We start from the raw sequence: 14,597 nt of genomic DNA, 5'->3' as shown, positions 1-14,597 counted from the left end.
CGCCATGCCCACCACCGACCGCGACATCGACGACATCTTCGCCGGCGAGGCCGGGAGCCAGTCGAAACAGGAGATCGACGCCCTGGCCGAACGGTTGCAGGGCGTCCTCTCGGCCGATATCCGGCGCATCTACGAACCGGGGGTGTCGCCGCCGACGCCGATCCCGCCGGACCAGTGGTCGGACAACGAGGCCAACGCCATCACCGCCCTCACGACCAACCACAAGACCGGCATGTTCAACGTGAAATGGGTGGACAAGGCGAGGGTGTCGGAGCAACTGGCGCGGCTCAAGGGGCTGCACCGCAACGAAGACGTGGTGGACAACCCCCTGCGCGAGGCGCTGCGCGGCCTGCCGAGGGACGAACTGCTGGTGCTCAAGGAACATCTTGACCTGATGGCCAAGGCCGGATGAAGGACTTCCGCTGGCTGAACGGCCTGTCGGACAGCACCCGGAAGATCCTGACCGGGGCCCTCGATTCGTATCTCAAGACGGATCAGTTGCAGGACTACCGGGCCTACCCGAAGCAGCTTCTGTTCCACATCGCCGGGCGCTACCGGCGGAACCGGCTGCTCAAGGCCGGCAACCAGAACGGGAAGACGTTCTCGGCCGGGGCCGAGGTCGCCATGCACCTGACCGGGGAATACCCCGACCACTGGCTCGGGCACCGCTACCCGGCCCCGATCGTCTGCTGGGCCTCGGGCGAGACGGCCGAGAGCACACGGGACAACCCGCAGCGGGTGCTGCTCGGCCGGCCCCGGGAAGTCGGGACCGGGATGATCCCGGAACGGTGTCTCACCGGCATCTACGGCCGGTCGGGGGGCATCGCCGACGCCTACGAGTTCTACATGGTCCGCCACGTGACCGGCGGGCTGTCGATGCTCAAGTTCCGGAACTACGCGCAGAAGCGCGAGGCGTGGCAGGGCCCGCCGGTCAACCTCGTGTGGTTCGACGAGGAACCGCCGTGGATGATCTATCAGGAGGGTCTGGCGCGGACGATTGCCGTGCAGGGCCGGACGATCATGACGTTCACCCCGTTGCAGGGGTATTCCGAGGTCGTGAACCTGTATCTCAAGGACCCCGAGCCAGAGGAGAAGTCGCGCCGCCACACCACGTCGATGACGATCTACGACGCGCACCACCTGACCGACGAGGAACGGGATTCGGAGATCCGGTCGTGGCCGGCGCACGAACGCCGGGCGAGGATCTACGGCGAACCGGCGCTCGGTTCCGGCACCATCTACCCGTTTGCGAGGGAGACGATCGAGGTGCCGCCGTTCTCGATCCCGGAGCACTTCCGCCTGCTCGGGTGCATCGACTTCGGCGGTTCGACCGAGAGTGCGCACCCGACCGGGGCGGTGCTGCTGGCCCACGATGTCGAGGGCGATGTCGTCTACGTGGTCCGGGAATACCGGGAGAAGGCGAAGCTGCCGGCCGAACACTGGATCCGGCTCAGGAACTGGGGCCGGTCGATCAAGTGGGCGTGGCCGAGGGACGGAGTCCAGTCGGAGAAGTCCACGGGGTCGCAGATTGCCGACATGTTCCGGTCGGAAGGGATGGTGACGCTCCCGACCTATGCCCAGTTCAAGGGGGAGCGGCGGAAGACCAGGGGCCAGTCCGGCCACGCCCCGATGCAGTCGGTCCTGTCGGTCGAGCGGGGCATCCTCGAGATCCACGACCGGATGGAACACGGCCGCTTCCGGGTGTTCGCCAACTGCAACCTGTGGTTCGAGGAAATGCGCACCTACCACCGCAAGGCGACGCCTTCGGGCAAGCTCGAGATCGTGAAGAAAAACGACGATCTCATGGACGCCACCCGATACGGTATCATGATGCTCCGTTTCGCCCACACCGGAAAGAAGAAGGTCCACGAAGACAAGGACGATCCGCACTGGGAAGTGGGTTTCTAGATGCAGAACGAAAGCCGGCAACTGACCCGAGGGGCGGACTTCATGCCGCCGGTCGATCACGACATCGACCCGCAGCGCGACGGTTCCTACTCCAGAGAGCAGCTTTACCGCTTCATGTGGGAGACCCGGCTGGAGCCGGAGTGGCGCAAGGAAGCCGAACTCGCCATGGCGTTCTACGACGGCGATCAGCTTGACCGCGAAATCCTGATGAAGATGAAGCAGTTCGGCATGGCGCCGGTCATCATCAACGTGACCGCCCCGACCATCGATGCCGTCGCCGGGTGGGAGACCATCACGCGGGCGGACCTGAACTGCATCCCCGAGACCGAGGAGTCCTACGAGGCCGCCATGGGGCTGAACGTGAAGTTCAAGGAAGCCCTGCGGATGACCCGCTTCAACCAGATGATCGGCCACGGCTTCAAGCGGCAGGTGCAGATGGGCCTGGCGACGATGGAGGTCAGCCGGAACCCGGACCCCTACGGGTATCCCTACCGGGTGGGTCTGGTGCCGTGGCGCGAGTGCTTCTACGACTATCGCGCCCGGAACCACGATTATTCCGATGCCCGCTACATGCTCCGGCGGCGCTGGCTGGACCGCGACGATCTGGTGCGCCACATGCCGCAGCACCGCAAGGAGATCGAGGGGGCGGTCACGGGGTTCGCCGACGGCTGGACGACCGAGTGGGGGACGCTCGGGGACGTGGACATCCACGAGGAACTGGCGCACTCGCTCGAACAGGAGTTCCGGTGGACGCTGGAGGAGGACGAGTGGCGGCACCCCGGCCGGGGGCGCGTCTGTCTCTACGAGATTCTCTACACGGTGCCGAGGATTGCCGAGACGCTGCGGACGCGCGACGGGCGGGTGATGGCGTTCGACCGCGAACACCCGATCCATGTCGAGGCCCTGCGCCGGGGTCTGGCCCGCCATCAGCGGGGGGTGACCGCCGAGTTGCGGCAGGCGTTCTACCTCGGGCCGATTCGGCTGGAGGACCACCCGCTGCCCAACAACAAGCCGCACTACATCCCGATGGTGGGCTACCGCAAGGACAACGACGGGTCCCCGTACGGGCTGGTGGCGAGGATGATATCGGCGCAGAAGGCGTTGAACGCGAGGCACACGAGGATGCTGTTCGACACCGCCAACCGCCGCTACATCGTCGACGATGATGCGGTCGATGACCCGGCCATGACGAAGCGGGAACTGAACAAGCTGAACGCCTTTGTCGTGCTCCGGGCGGACCGGCGGGGCGAGGTCGGGTTGCAGGAGCTCCCGACGACCGACAAGAGCTCGGTGACGTTCCAGTTGTTGCAGGAGGCCAAGGTCAACCTGTTCGAGGTGACCGGCCTGCACCCGGAGTTCATGGGCCGGACCATCGAGGCCGGCCGGTCCGGGGTGGCCATCGAGACCCTGGTCGAGCAGACGACGCAGGTGCTCGGCATCATCGTGGACAACTACCGCAACGCGAAGCTCCGGGCCGCCGAGCGGCTGTTCGACTACATCGTCGATGACACGATGGACCTGAACGATGTGGGCGTGGACACCGACATGCAGGGCGACGGCAAGCGCCACAAGATCGTGCTGAACCGGATGCGCGCCGACGGGCTGCGCGACAACGACGTGGTGATGGCGCACACCCGGATTGCCCTGGGCGAGACGCCGGCTTCGGTGACCTACCTGCAACAGAAGTTCCAGCAACTGACCGAGATCATCAAGTCGATGCCGCCGGAAATGCAGGCGGTGATGATGGACCTCGTGGTGCGGGCGGCGGCGCTGCCCGAGAGCGAGGAAATGCTGGAACGGATTCGGGAGCTCACCGGCTACGGGCCGGAGCCGAAGGATCCGCAGAAGCGGCAGGCCATGATCGAGAACCAGCAGCGCCAGCAGGAACTGCAACAGCGCATGGAGCAGTTGCAGATGATGATTACCGAGGCCGAACTGATGGCGACGCAGGCCAAGGCGGCGCACGACAAGGCGAGGGCCGACAAGGCCGCCGGGGCGGACACCGATCTCACCGAGGCCAAGACGATCAGCGAACTGGCGCAGGTCGATGTGCTCCGCGACGAACAGGACCGGAAGGAAATGGAGACCCGCGCCAAGACCATCGAGGCGTCGGCGAGACTGGCTTCGGCGGCCAATCAGGCCGACGCCAAGAAGGCTTCCGAGGCGAAGAAGAAAAGCGGGGATTGACAATCCCGTGCGTTTCTTCCGACAATAGGGCCGGCCCCCGGTTACCCCGAAGATGGAAAAGGTCTCACTCGACCAGGAAACGATCGAGAAGATCAACTCGTACGAGACTTCGATCGTCGATCTGTACGACGACGAGGTTGAACGGACGCTGGCGAGGAACGCAGCCGCCGAGGCCGAGGGCGTCCCCATTGCGAAATGGAACGAGGTAGTGGGGGCCGAGGACGGTGAAGCAGAAGGTCAGGAAGGACAGAAAGCCGCGCCCGAAGCGGAAGGTGCGGAAGCCGGCACGGACGACAAGAAAGCTGACGAGGGAGAAAAAACTCCCGAACTGACCGAACTGGAACAGGCCCGGCAGGAACGTGACGCCGCACAGCAGCGGCTCATGGAAATGGAACGCGAAGAGGCGGTGCGTTCGTCCGAGACGAAGATCCGGGAGGAAATCTCGGAGAAGATCAAGGACAAGGTTGCCGCCGTCGAAAAGCTGAACGCCGCCGATGCCAAGAAGCTGGCCGAGTTCGAGGAGAACTACGGGCCGGAGGCGGCCGAAGAAATGCGCGAGGCGCTGGATGCGGCGAAGAAGGCCCGACTCGCCGAGATCGACAGCGAACGTGAAGCCGAGCTCGCACGGGCCCGGTCAGAGAGGGATGAAGTCATCGATGCTGCTTCCCGCAATCAGGCCGATGTGGACGCCTTGCCGGAACTGAAGCAGTGGCAGCAGGACGCCGTGGCGTTCTACGAGGGCGACGAATCAAGGTCGCCCGCAGCATGGAATCTCGCAACTTCCATCGACCAGGCCCTGATGAAGAGCCCGGAATGGAAGGATCGACCTCAGCCGGAGAGATTCGCCGAGGTTGCAAGAATGGTGAAGGCGAGCGGCGGCGCACCCTCGCCTGGGTCTCCACCCGCGCAAACAGACAACGCCGGGAAGTCGGACGAACAGATTGCCAGGGAATTGGCGGCGAAAGACGCCAGGGCCAAGGCGAGCACGGGACTCCAGACGATCTCGGATATCACGGGTGGGGCCACGCCGGACGCGCTCCCCGAACGCCTTGAAAGCATGGGCGCGGGGGAATTGCGGGACGCCTTTGACAGCGGCAGGCTGTCCATGGGCGCCATGGAGAAAGCGGCGGCCAAGCTCCTGGAGGAATAGGCCTTGGCCGACACTGTTGTTTCGACCGCCTCACCGCAGGCGATCAAGATGTTTTCGGTGATGCTGCTCGCCGAAACGGAGCGCAATTGCGTGTTCAACCGCATGATGGCTGGCAAGAAGCCGTCGCAGTTCAACACCCGCGCCAAGATTGAAAAGCAGCAGACCACGCCGGACATGCCGATCGTGCGGATTGCCGACCTCTCGAAGGGTCGCGGCGACCGCGTGACGTGCGACATGGTGAAGACCCTGGGTGGGCTGCCGACCATGGGCGACCGCCAACTCGAAGGCCGGGGCGACAACCTCCAGCTCACCGAGATGGAGGCGATCATCAACCAGACCCGGAAGGCGGTGAAGCCCGGTTCGCGCATGAGCCAGAAGCGGACTTCGATCAACCTCCGGATGACGGCCAAGGCCGAGCTCGGGAAGTACTTCGGACGGCTGAACGACCAGCGGATTCTTGTCCACATGGGCGGTCAGCGGGGCGACGCCATGGACGAGGATTGGGCGGTGCCGCTGGACTCGCACGGCGAGTTCAACGACATCATGATTAACCCGGTGCAGCCGCCGACCTCGAACCGACACTTCATGGCCGGGGGCAAGGCGAATGTGGCGGCGCTGACCGCCGCCGATCCGCTGACGCTGGAAGACCTCGACGTGCTGTCCGCCAAGCTCCGGTCGATGCCGTATCCGCCGGCCCCGATCAAGCTTGACGGGATGCAGCAGTCGATCTGGTGCCTGATGGTGTCGGAATGGCAGTGGCACTACCTCGTGACGCAGGCCAACCGGTCAAGGACCGGATGGCGGCAGTATCAGGCCGATGCGAGGGTGCGGGCCGGGAAGGCGGGCAATCACCCGCTGTTCAACGACGATCCGGGTCTCTGGAACCGGCTGCTCATCAAGCAGATGCCGCGTCCGATCGAGTTCCGGGCCGGAACGAATGTCAGGACCACGGACTCCGATACGGGTGCGGTCACGACCTCGGCGGTGGGTGCCGATACCTCGATCGTGCATCGGGCGATTCTGATCGGCGGTCAGGCTCTGGCCTACATCGAAGGCGACGGGACGCCGAAGGGCATGGACTCGCTGCCGCTGATGTGGAACGAGGAGCTTCTGGACCACAAGAACACGCTGGAAGTGTCAGCCCGGACGATGGACGGGATGGCGAAGTTCCGTTTCGAGGGTTCGGACAACAAGCTGACGGACTTCGGGTGCGCGGTCATTGACAGCTACGCGCCTGATCCATACTCGGGGGCCGGGGAGACCCTCCGGGGGAATCTCACCTCGTGACGACTAAGCCGTCTCGCGACGAGAAGCTGTGGACTCGCTATGCACGTGCGGCTTTGCCGCACGTGACGCGGGACATTTTCCTCAGTTACCCCCAGACGAACCCCGTCTATATCCGTTCGACAGCCAATGAAACCGCGAAAGTCGTGCGGGCGGCCGATGCCATGCTGGCGGCGCACAAGCGCCGCTGGCCGGACCCCGAGCCCACTGAACAGGGAGAAGGGGAGGATTAGCCTCCCCTCTCCAACCTAGGAGCAGCAAATGCCGAAGTTTCTCAACCCGGGATTGCGTCTGGAGCGGGATTACGCCGGCCCGGACGGGAATCTCTCCCGCAAGATCGTCACCCTGAACAGCGACATCGTTCCGCTGGCGGCTTTTTCCGGTGCGGACCGCGCCACCAAAGCCTGGGCGGCGAACGACCTGATCTACCTCTGGAAGTTTCCGGAGGGAGCCACGATCCACGAAATTGCCGCCCTTGTCTACGATGTGGCGGCGTCGGGAGACGTGCTCGATGTCGGCCACGAACAGGTCGGCGCCGGAACCTGGGCGGACGATGCGGATTTCTTTTTCGCAGATCTCTCCCTCGCTGACGCCGAAACGGTCAGAAGCATCGGCGACCCTGCCTCCGCCACCGGTTACGGAACCCGCCACGCTCCGCTGATCGTCAACCAGCCGAACGTGTATCTCACGGCGACGGTCGTCAACGCGATTGCCGCCGGGGCGCAGTTCGGGGTCCGCTTCTACATCGATTACGAATACACCGGCAACCTCTAGAGGCTGCCAGGAGGGTTTGTCATGCGCATCCAGTACGTCGGACCGGGTGACTTTCACCGCGACCGCCTGCTCGGCACCAACACCATCTGGCACGGAACCGGCGACGTTCAGATCGTCAGGGACGAGGAAAGAGCTCATAAGCTGCTTTCGAGCTTCCCCAACCTCTTCAAGGAAGTCCTGCACCCCGAGAAGGACCGGCAGCAGGCGGCCGGCGAGGGTGTGGTCGAGAACCCGGAGGAGGGCGACCCGATCGATGTGCTGATCGTCACCGAGAAGAACGGGGATGAAGTCAGGGGGCGCGAGGCGACTCGCGCCTGTCTGGTCGATTTCTCGGAAGAGCGGCTCGGCATGATGGTCAAGGACAACTGGTCGAGGGATGATCTGGTCGGGCACATCAACACGGTGCTGAAGTCGGTGGCGGAACTGGAACGGGTGGTGAAGCTGTCAGGGGCGGACGTGCAGACGATCTCGGCCAAGCTCCTCGGGGTCGCCGCACTGGAACCGCCGCCCGCACCGGAACCCGACCCGGAACCCGAGCCCGACCCGGAACCGTTGCCGGAGGCAGCGCAGAAGCCGCTGACGACGATCAGCGGCATCGGCCCCAAGATGGCCGTGCAACTGGCGGCGGTCGGGGTGTCGAGTGTGCTGGACATGGCCAGCCTCGAAGACGCTGCACTGGCGAAGGTCGCCGGCGGCATCAAGGTGGTGGGACACGCAGAACCGAAGGTCAGGGGCTGGCGCGATGCCGCCCGTGACCTCGTGGGCAATCCGGCGAGGCTGGCAGGCGGCGGGGATAGTGGGCCAAAACAGCCTGCCTCTGCCGGCCTCACCGGATTGCCAACCCCGCAGGAGCTTGCAAGGAGCAAGAAATGACGACGACAGTGGAAACCTTCGAGCGGAAGGGCCGTTGGTATTGGCGTTTCCGCGAGGACGGGTCGCTCAGGGCCCGTCATGGTGCCCCGGGCACCAAGAAAGCCGAGAAGGACGGGATCCAGGCCGGTTTCGCCACGGAAGTGGATGCGAAGGCCGACTTCGTGGCCGTGTCCCGGCTCATGGGCCAGCACGCCGGGTTGGTGGACCCGACCCCGGCACCCAAACTGAAGACACCGGACCTCACGGAGCCTCTAGGTCCGAACCTGGCCGGCTGACCGTAGATGGCCTTTCAGGCCCAGGTCCTCATCGATCGGGCCGCCCGTGGGTTGAACGACCCGTCCAACTCACGGTGGCCGATCGATGAACTGCTCGAATACATCAGCGACGCCCAACGGGCGACCGTCCTGCTAAGGCCCGAAGCCAACCCGATCATCGATACCGTGAAGCTGGTTGCCGGGGTGCGCCAGACCATCCCGGCGGACGGCTTCACCCTGCTCACCATCACCCGGAACATGGGAACCGACGGCACGACGCCCGGCCCCGCCATCGGTTCGGCCGCTCGCGGCGACCTCGATATCGACCGTTCGTGGACCACGCAGGACCCGGCGGCCGTGGTGGCCAACTTCAACTACGACGTGCGGGCGCGGAAGACCTTCTACGTCTCCCCGCCGCAGCCGGCGGCGGGGCAGGGGCAGGTCGAACTCATCTACTCGAAGGTGCCCGACGACATCGATTCGGCCACGGACACCATGGCCCTCGATGAAATCTACATCCCGACCCTGCACAGCTACGTGATGCACTGTGCGTTCCTCAAGGACATGCCGGTGCAGGGGCATACCCCGGAAGTCGCCAACCTGTATTTCGAGCGGTTCATGACGCTGCTGCTCGGCCGGGCCGACGAGAACGAGTCCGACATCGTGGTGACGCAGGAAGTCACGACGGCGCAGGACCGGGGCTCGTACGGGCGGGGGAGGCGGCGCTGATGGGTGCGCTGTCCGACCTCTACCCGACCGTCCGGGCGCACGTGAGCGGGGTGTCCGACCCGCTGATGGCGACGTATCTCAAGCGGGCGGCCAAGCAGTTCTGTCAGGACACCAAGGTGTGGGACGTGAACGTCGGCAAGGTGGACTTGCAGCCTCCGGCCAACCCGATGCTGCGGTTCCGGATCGAGGTTCCGTCGCGCACTGTCGGGGTGACCGACTTCGTGCTGCCGGCGGGGTCGTATCTGAACTCGATCTCGAGAGTGCGCTACGCCATCGACCCGAACATGGAGCCCGAGGACCTGCCCAACGAGGAATGGAGCTACGACATTCCGACGAGGGATCTGGTGCTGGAGCCGCGCACGATCAGCCAGGCCATGACGCTGCACGTGGATGCGGTGCTGGAGAACCTGAGCACGGCGTCGGCGGTGCCCGACTGGATGTCGGAACTGTGGGGCGAGGGCATCGCCGATTACTGCATCTTCGAGCTCCTGAGCCTCGCCAACAAGGAATGGACGGACCCCGCACTGGCGGGGATCTTCCGGGGCAAGTATCAGGCGAGGGTGTCCGAGGCGACGATTGCCAAGGCCCGCAAGGGGTCGAGGCAGCCGCTCGAAACCGAACCCATCGCGTTCGTGTGAAAATCCATGCTCGGGCACAACAAGTTTCTCGGGATGATCCCGAAGGTGTCGCCGAGGCTGCTGCCGGATACGGCGGCGCAGATTGCTGCCGACTGCTGGATCGACCGGGGGTCCATCCGCCCGATCCCGCATCTGCGGAGGATTGAAGGCGTCGAGGAGTTCCCGCTCGGAACGATTGCCATCTACCGCTATTCGGACTTCGAGTGGTTCGCCTGGGCGAAGGACGTGGATGTTGCCCCGGCCCCGGTCACGGGAGACGACATTCAGCGGGTGATCTGGACCGGCGACGGATACCCGCGCCACACGACCCGAGAGATCATCGTTGCGCAGGGGTTCAAGTCCCCCGGTGTGCCCCCGTCGCGTCGGCTCGGGGTTCCGGCCCCGACCGGCCCGGCCGAGTTGACCCCGGCCCCGCTCCGGATTCCGCTCAAGGTCATCACCATCCCGGTCATCGGGTCGAGGTCGTGGCGGATTGGGCAGTACGTCAACGAGCAACTGCCGGCGGCCACGGTCTCGGAAGGAAGCCCGAGCCTGTCCTACACGGTGTCGGGGCTGCCGCCGGGGCTGTTCTTCAACCCTTCCACGCGCCGGATCACGGGCACCCCGCTTCGGACAGCGAGCGGTGCGTTCGATTACGGCGCGAGCGCTTCTGGGTATCAGGGCACGAGTCGGTGCATCAACTACGTGGTGTCGGAACGGGCGGCGGTGCGGCCGAATGCGCCGGCCGGACTGGGTCACGAGGGCACGATCCTGTCATGGAACGCCGTGCAGGGGGCGACGAGCTACCAGATCAAGTGGCATACGACCCGCTCCGCACTCCAGGCCCAGGACCGTTACGACTTCACCGGCATCACGGCGACCAGCTTCAACATACGGTCGTACAGATGGGTTGCCGTCCGGGCGGTGAACGGGGCGGGCCCGAGCCCCTGGTCAGACAGCTTCCAGATGACGGAGGACGAGCAACCCGACCCTGATCCGGACGAGCCGGATGAAGAGCCGGATGATCCGGAGATTCCCCCCGTCCCGACCGGTCTGCGGTTCAATCAGCGCGAACTGCAATGGAACGCTTCGCAGGGGGCGACGAGCTACGACATCAAATACAGTTATTCGGAAGCCAGTGCCAACGCGCAATCGTACCCTGATTTCGGTAACCGGACACGAACGACCTTCGATACGAGTATCCGCTCAGCCGCAATTTCAGCCTGGTGGTCGGTGCGGGCGGTGAACAGCGCCGGTCGTTCGGCCTGGGCCCCCGCCGTCGAGCGGACCTATCTGGTGAAACTCGCCACACCTACGGGTCTGAACTTCAACGAACAGGCATTGCGCTGGAGCTCCGTTCCCGGTGCGACGCACTACGACATCAAATACTCGTTCACGCAATCTGGTGCGGACGCCCAAAGCTATGCCGATTTTTCCGATAATACCGGGACGAGTTTTGACACTGCACGAATAAGCACTTCCGGAACGTGGTGGAGCGTCCGCGCCAAGGACAGCAGTGACGCATCCAGAACGTCGGATTGGGCACCGGCCATCCAGCGCACCTACCGGGAACCGGACCCCGAGCCGGAGCCAACGACGCCCCCGCTCACGCCGACCGGGCTTAGCTGGTCACGCAATATCGTGCAGTGGGCAGCCGCTGCCCGAGCGACAACCTACGAGCTCGAGTTTAATTATTCTTACCGGACTCAACCATCGAGGGCTACCGGTGGATCTCGGACCATATACCGTTACCTCACCGTGAATGCCGGCTCTGGACTTTCATATTCTGGCCCACTGGCTGGTCGTTCCGGCAGACCATTTTGGGAAGCCGTCAGGGTACGTGCCCGAAACGCCCACGGGGTTTCGTCATGGTCATCATGGGTAAACGACCCCTACTAGGGCTGGATCATGTCCTCTCTCCCGACCTTCACGGCAGACGGTGACAAGGTTGCCGAGACGCACGTCTACACCTACACGTTCCTGACGGACCTCGAAGAGGAGGGTCCGCCGGCCCCGCCGACTGCCCCGGTCACGCGAGAGTTCAACACGGAAGGGCAGATCCGCCCGGTGCGGATCAGGACGCCATCGGTAGCGCCGTCCGGCTACGGTTCGATCAACCGCAAGCGGATCTACCGTTCGGCCACGGGCACGGCCGGCACGACGACCTTCCGGTTGCTGGCGACGATTCCGCTGACCCTCGACGAATACGACGATGCGGTTCTCACGTCGCAGCTTGGCGAGGAACTGGTCTCGATCGACTGGGATCCGCCGCCGGAAGGGCTGAAAGGGATCGTCACGCTGCCCAACGGCGTGATTGCGGGGTTCGATGGCCGGGACGTGTATTTCAGCGAGCCCTACCAGCCTCACGCCTGGCCCCGGACCTACATCCAGACCGTCGATGATGACATTGTGGGAATGGGCAACTTCGGGCTGAACCTGGTCGTGGGCACCGAGGGCCGCCCCTACATCATGTCCGGGACCCACCCGTCGGAGATCGTGCCGGCGAGGATGGAGTTCGAGCAATCCTGCGTGGCCAAGCGGTCGTTCTCCTACGTGGCCAGGCAGGGTGTCGTGTTCGCCTCCCCGGAAGGGCTCGTGCTGGTGGGGCCCGGCGGCGGGTCCTTCATTTCGACGCCCTACTACGAACGGGCGGACTGGAAGGCGCTGAACCCCGAACAGTTTCTGGCGGCCTACCACGACGGCATCTACATGGCGTTCACCCCCGAAGGGGGGCTGGCGTTCGGCCCGGACGTGGACGGCGTGGTGCGCATCAGGGAGCCGGGGGTCAAGGCCCTGTTCCGCGATGCCGGCGAGGACAAGGTCTACCTGCTGGATCAGGACAATCGTGTCGGCGAGTGGAGCACCGATGTCTTCCAGGATGACCGCATCCGCACGATGCAATGGCTGTCGCGGCCGTATCCGGGCCCGGCGAGGACGTTCTCTGCGGCACAGGTCACGGCCGATGAATATCCGGTAGGGCTGCGGCTCTACGGGGACTACTCCCTGGTCTACGAGACTCTGGTTCAGGACCGTCACCCGTTCCGCCTGCCGGCCGGGATCGGCCTGTTTTCCGATTGGGAATACGAGGTTGTCGGAACCTCCGAGGTCTTCGAGGTCCAGATCGGGCTGATGAAGCAGATGATCGGCTACGACATCGGGAATCCCGGTGTGGCCGTGGAAAGCCTGGCCGTTCCGGACCGGGACGCCATCAACGTGATCTCGCAGACGATCGACGTGCCGGCCAACCGCTATTTCCCCGGCACCACGTCCGTCACCATCGAACCCAACAACAACAACCAGCTTGAACACGCCGCCCATTACGAGGGCGAGGACGACCGGTTCATCACCCGGATTCGCATCTACACCACGGCTCACGCCACCATCACGGCGGGTTTCGTCGAAGTCCAGATTGGCGAGAAGCGGAACCAGAGGGGTTCCAATGGGCAGAACCTGTCGCCGGAGTTCGAGGCCGGCGGGATCATCCGGGTGACCGTCAACAACGATACGGTAGAGATTCCCTTCGCTTCGCCGGCGGTGGCCGATGCGGACGGGAACGAGGAATACAACTTCCTGCCGAGCAATCACGACACCCCGATGACCGGGACCGCCGCCTGGGCCGACCGTCACAGTTCCGACGGGGTGGGAACCTATGCTTCGGAGATCGAGTTCGAGTTGCGCACGTCCCTCGCCGGCAAGGAAGTCATCACCGTGATGGGCGATTCCTGGACCGTGCCCGCCGAGGTCACGGCGGTGTGGGTCGATTGGTTCAAGGCAAACGCCATCCACGAGCGCAACCAGAACACGCTGGCGGGATTCGACTTCAACGGCACGAAGAACCTGAGCCGCGACGAAATCGAGGTGGAGGAAGGGGATGTCTTCACCGTCAACGGCATCCTCTCCGGCGGGTATTTCTCGATCAACTACCAGCTTCCCCCGCGCCCGGCCGTGCTGGCTGCCCCTGCCACGCCGCCCGCCGCCCCGACGACCTCTGCCCAAACGTCAGATTCCCTGACCATCAACTTTGATGCGGTCCTGGGGGCGACGGGCTACAAGGTCTACTACTCGACCGATGCCACCGTCGAAGTGGCGATCGATGATTCCGTGACGGTGACGGGCACCAGCGCCACGATCTCCGGCCTTGACGCCAACACGAACTACTGGGTGGCGTATTCGGCGTTCAACACCGCCGGGGAGGGCGGGCTAAGCCCGGTTCTCGCGACCGCGACGCCGCAGATCCCGGCACCGGCGACGCCGGCCGCCGCCCCGACCGTCTCGGCGCGAGTGTCAGATTCCCTGACAGTCACGATCGGTGCAGTCGCCACGGCGACCAGCTACCGGGTCTATTACTCGACCGATGCGACCGTCAACACCTCAGATCCGTACGTGACGGTGACCGGGACGGAAGCCACGATCACCGGTCTGACCGAATCGACGAACTACTGGGTCGCCTACCTCGCCATCAACGCCGGCGGCTCCAGCGCACTCAGCCCGGTCCTCGCCACCTCGACGATAGCTGACCCGGACACCCCGCCGGGTGTGCCGGCCAACGTGGCCTACGATGTCGGTACTCGCACCCTGAGTTGGGATGCCGTGCCCCGTGCGGACACCTACGAGATCAACTACGACACCGCAGCAAGCTATCTGGGGGACAACACCTCGCCGGATCACACCGGCATCACGGCCACGTCGTTCGTCAACCCCCGCGGCCTTTGGGCGAACGGCTACTGGATTCAGGTCCGGGCACGGAATACGCATGGGGTGTCGGCGTATTCTGACCCGATCCTGATCTCAAACATTATCGACTTGGGTTGACTGGCCGCT

Annotated in this window: 13 protein-coding genes; all 13 read left to right on the top strand. The window is 64.5% G+C overall.

What is annotated here, in order from left to right; genetic code table 11:
* Window positions 1–4: 4 nt before the first annotated feature.
* The 13 genes from ACOGXC_RS00150 (at window position 5) to ACOGXC_RS00090 (ending at window position 14,588) form a co-directional block, all read left to right on the top strand.
* Window positions 5–412 carry a hypothetical protein gene (locus ACOGXC_RS00150; protein ID WP_419917466.1) on the top strand — a complete coding sequence of 136 codons (408 nt, stop codon included), beginning with the start codon at window positions 5–7 and terminating at the stop codon, window positions 410–412.
* On the top strand, window positions 409–1,908 hold the full coding sequence (locus tag ACOGXC_RS00145) for a terminase large subunit domain-containing protein (RefSeq protein ID WP_419917465.1): 1,500 nt from the start codon (window positions 409–411) through the stop codon (window positions 1,906–1,908). Before ACOGXC_RS00150 ends, ACOGXC_RS00145 begins: the two co-directional genes overlap by 4 nt.
* A complete protein-coding gene (locus ACOGXC_RS00140; RefSeq protein ID WP_419917464.1) occupies window positions 1,909–4,095 on the top strand; it encodes a hypothetical protein in 2,187 nt (728 codons plus the stop codon).
* A gap of 52 nt (window positions 4,096–4,147) precedes the next feature.
* Window positions 4,148–5,245 (top strand): hypothetical protein, encoded by a 1,098-nt coding sequence (locus ACOGXC_RS00135; protein ID WP_419917463.1) that lies wholly within the window; start codon window positions 4,148–4,150, stop codon window positions 5,243–5,245.
* Window positions 5,246–5,248: 3 nt separating this feature from the next.
* A complete protein-coding gene (locus tag ACOGXC_RS00130) occupies window positions 5,249–6,532 on the top strand; it encodes a DUF4043 family protein (protein WP_419917462.1) in 1,284 nt (427 codons plus the stop codon).
* A 62-nt stretch (window positions 6,533–6,594) separates the two neighbouring features.
* Window positions 6,595–6,762, top strand: a complete 168-nt coding sequence (locus ACOGXC_RS00125) for a hypothetical protein (protein WP_419917461.1) — start codon at window positions 6,595–6,597, stop codon at window positions 6,760–6,762.
* A 28-nt stretch (window positions 6,763–6,790) separates the two neighbouring features.
* On the top strand, window positions 6,791–7,303 hold the full coding sequence (locus ACOGXC_RS00120) for a hypothetical protein (protein ID WP_419917460.1): 513 nt from the start codon (window positions 6,791–6,793) through the stop codon (window positions 7,301–7,303).
* A 21-nt stretch (window positions 7,304–7,324) separates the two neighbouring features.
* The gene (locus ACOGXC_RS00115) at window positions 7,325–8,176 is read left to right on the top strand and encodes a helix-hairpin-helix domain-containing protein (RefSeq protein ID WP_419917459.1); all 852 of its coding nucleotides are present in this window, start codon (window positions 7,325–7,327) and stop codon (window positions 8,174–8,176) included.
* Window positions 8,173–8,451: a hypothetical protein gene (locus ACOGXC_RS00110; RefSeq protein ID WP_419917458.1), complete on the top strand. Its 279-nt coding sequence runs from the start codon at window positions 8,173–8,175 to the stop codon at window positions 8,449–8,451. Before ACOGXC_RS00115 ends, ACOGXC_RS00110 begins: the two co-directional genes overlap by 4 nt.
* A gap of 6 nt (window positions 8,452–8,457) precedes the next feature.
* On the top strand, window positions 8,458–9,159 hold the full coding sequence (locus tag ACOGXC_RS00105; RefSeq protein ID WP_419917457.1) for a DUF6682 family protein: 702 nt from the start codon (window positions 8,458–8,460) through the stop codon (window positions 9,157–9,159).
* Window positions 9,159–9,797, top strand: a complete 639-nt coding sequence (locus tag ACOGXC_RS00100; RefSeq protein WP_419917456.1) for a hypothetical protein — start codon at window positions 9,159–9,161, stop codon at window positions 9,795–9,797. The genes ACOGXC_RS00105 and ACOGXC_RS00100 overlap by 1 nt, the downstream gene beginning before the upstream one ends.
* Window positions 9,798–9,803: 6 nt before the next feature.
* Window positions 9,804–11,675 (top strand): putative Ig domain-containing protein, encoded by a 1,872-nt coding sequence (locus ACOGXC_RS00095; RefSeq protein WP_419917455.1) that lies wholly within the window; start codon window positions 9,804–9,806, stop codon window positions 11,673–11,675.
* 9 nt (window positions 11,676–11,684) lie between these two features.
* On the top strand, window positions 11,685–14,588 hold the full coding sequence (locus ACOGXC_RS00090) for a fibronectin type III domain-containing protein (RefSeq protein ID WP_419917454.1): 2,904 nt from the start codon (window positions 11,685–11,687) through the stop codon (window positions 14,586–14,588).
* The last annotated feature ends 9 nt before the right edge of the window (window positions 14,589–14,597 follow it).

Source organism: Candidatus Poriferisocius sp. (genome assembly GCF_965202595.1).
Classification (GTDB): domain Bacteria; phylum Actinomycetota; class Acidimicrobiia; order Acidimicrobiales; family Bin134; genus Poriferisocius.
The sequence above is the reverse complement of the archived record's forward strand: the minus strand, read 5'-3'. Positions and strand labels throughout refer to the sequence as shown.

Excerpts from the sequence above, each read along its gene's own strand:
- ACOGXC_RS00095 (WP_419917455.1), top strand. The coding sequence starts at position 9,804 with ATGCTCGGGCACAACAAGTTTCTCGGGATGATCCCGAAGGTGTCGCCG.
- ACOGXC_RS00110 (WP_419917458.1), top strand. The coding sequence starts at position 8,173 with ATGACGACGACAGTGGAAACCTTCGAGCGGAAGGGCCGTTGGTATTGG.
- ACOGXC_RS00135 (WP_419917463.1), top strand. The coding sequence starts at position 4,148 with ATGGAAAAGGTCTCACTCGACCAGGAAACGATCGAGAAGATCAACTCG.
- ACOGXC_RS00150 (WP_419917466.1), top strand. The coding sequence starts at position 5 with ATGCCCACCACCGACCGCGACATCGACGACATCTTCGCCGGCGAGGCC.
- ACOGXC_RS00105 (WP_419917457.1), top strand. The coding sequence starts at position 8,458 with ATGGCCTTTCAGGCCCAGGTCCTCATCGATCGGGCCGCCCGTGGGTTG.
- ACOGXC_RS00115 (WP_419917459.1), top strand. The coding sequence starts at position 7,325 with ATGCGCATCCAGTACGTCGGACCGGGTGACTTTCACCGCGACCGCCTG.
- ACOGXC_RS00145 (WP_419917465.1), top strand. The coding sequence starts at position 409 with ATGAAGGACTTCCGCTGGCTGAACGGCCTGTCGGACAGCACCCGGAAG.
- ACOGXC_RS00100 (WP_419917456.1), top strand. The coding sequence starts at position 9,159 with ATGGGTGCGCTGTCCGACCTCTACCCGACCGTCCGGGCGCACGTGAGC.
- ACOGXC_RS00090 (WP_419917454.1), top strand. The coding sequence starts at position 11,685 with ATGTCCTCTCTCCCGACCTTCACGGCAGACGGTGACAAGGTTGCCGAG.
- ACOGXC_RS00140 (WP_419917464.1), top strand. The coding sequence starts at position 1,909 with ATGCAGAACGAAAGCCGGCAACTGACCCGAGGGGCGGACTTCATGCCG.
- ACOGXC_RS00120 (WP_419917460.1), top strand. The coding sequence starts at position 6,791 with ATGCCGAAGTTTCTCAACCCGGGATTGCGTCTGGAGCGGGATTACGCC.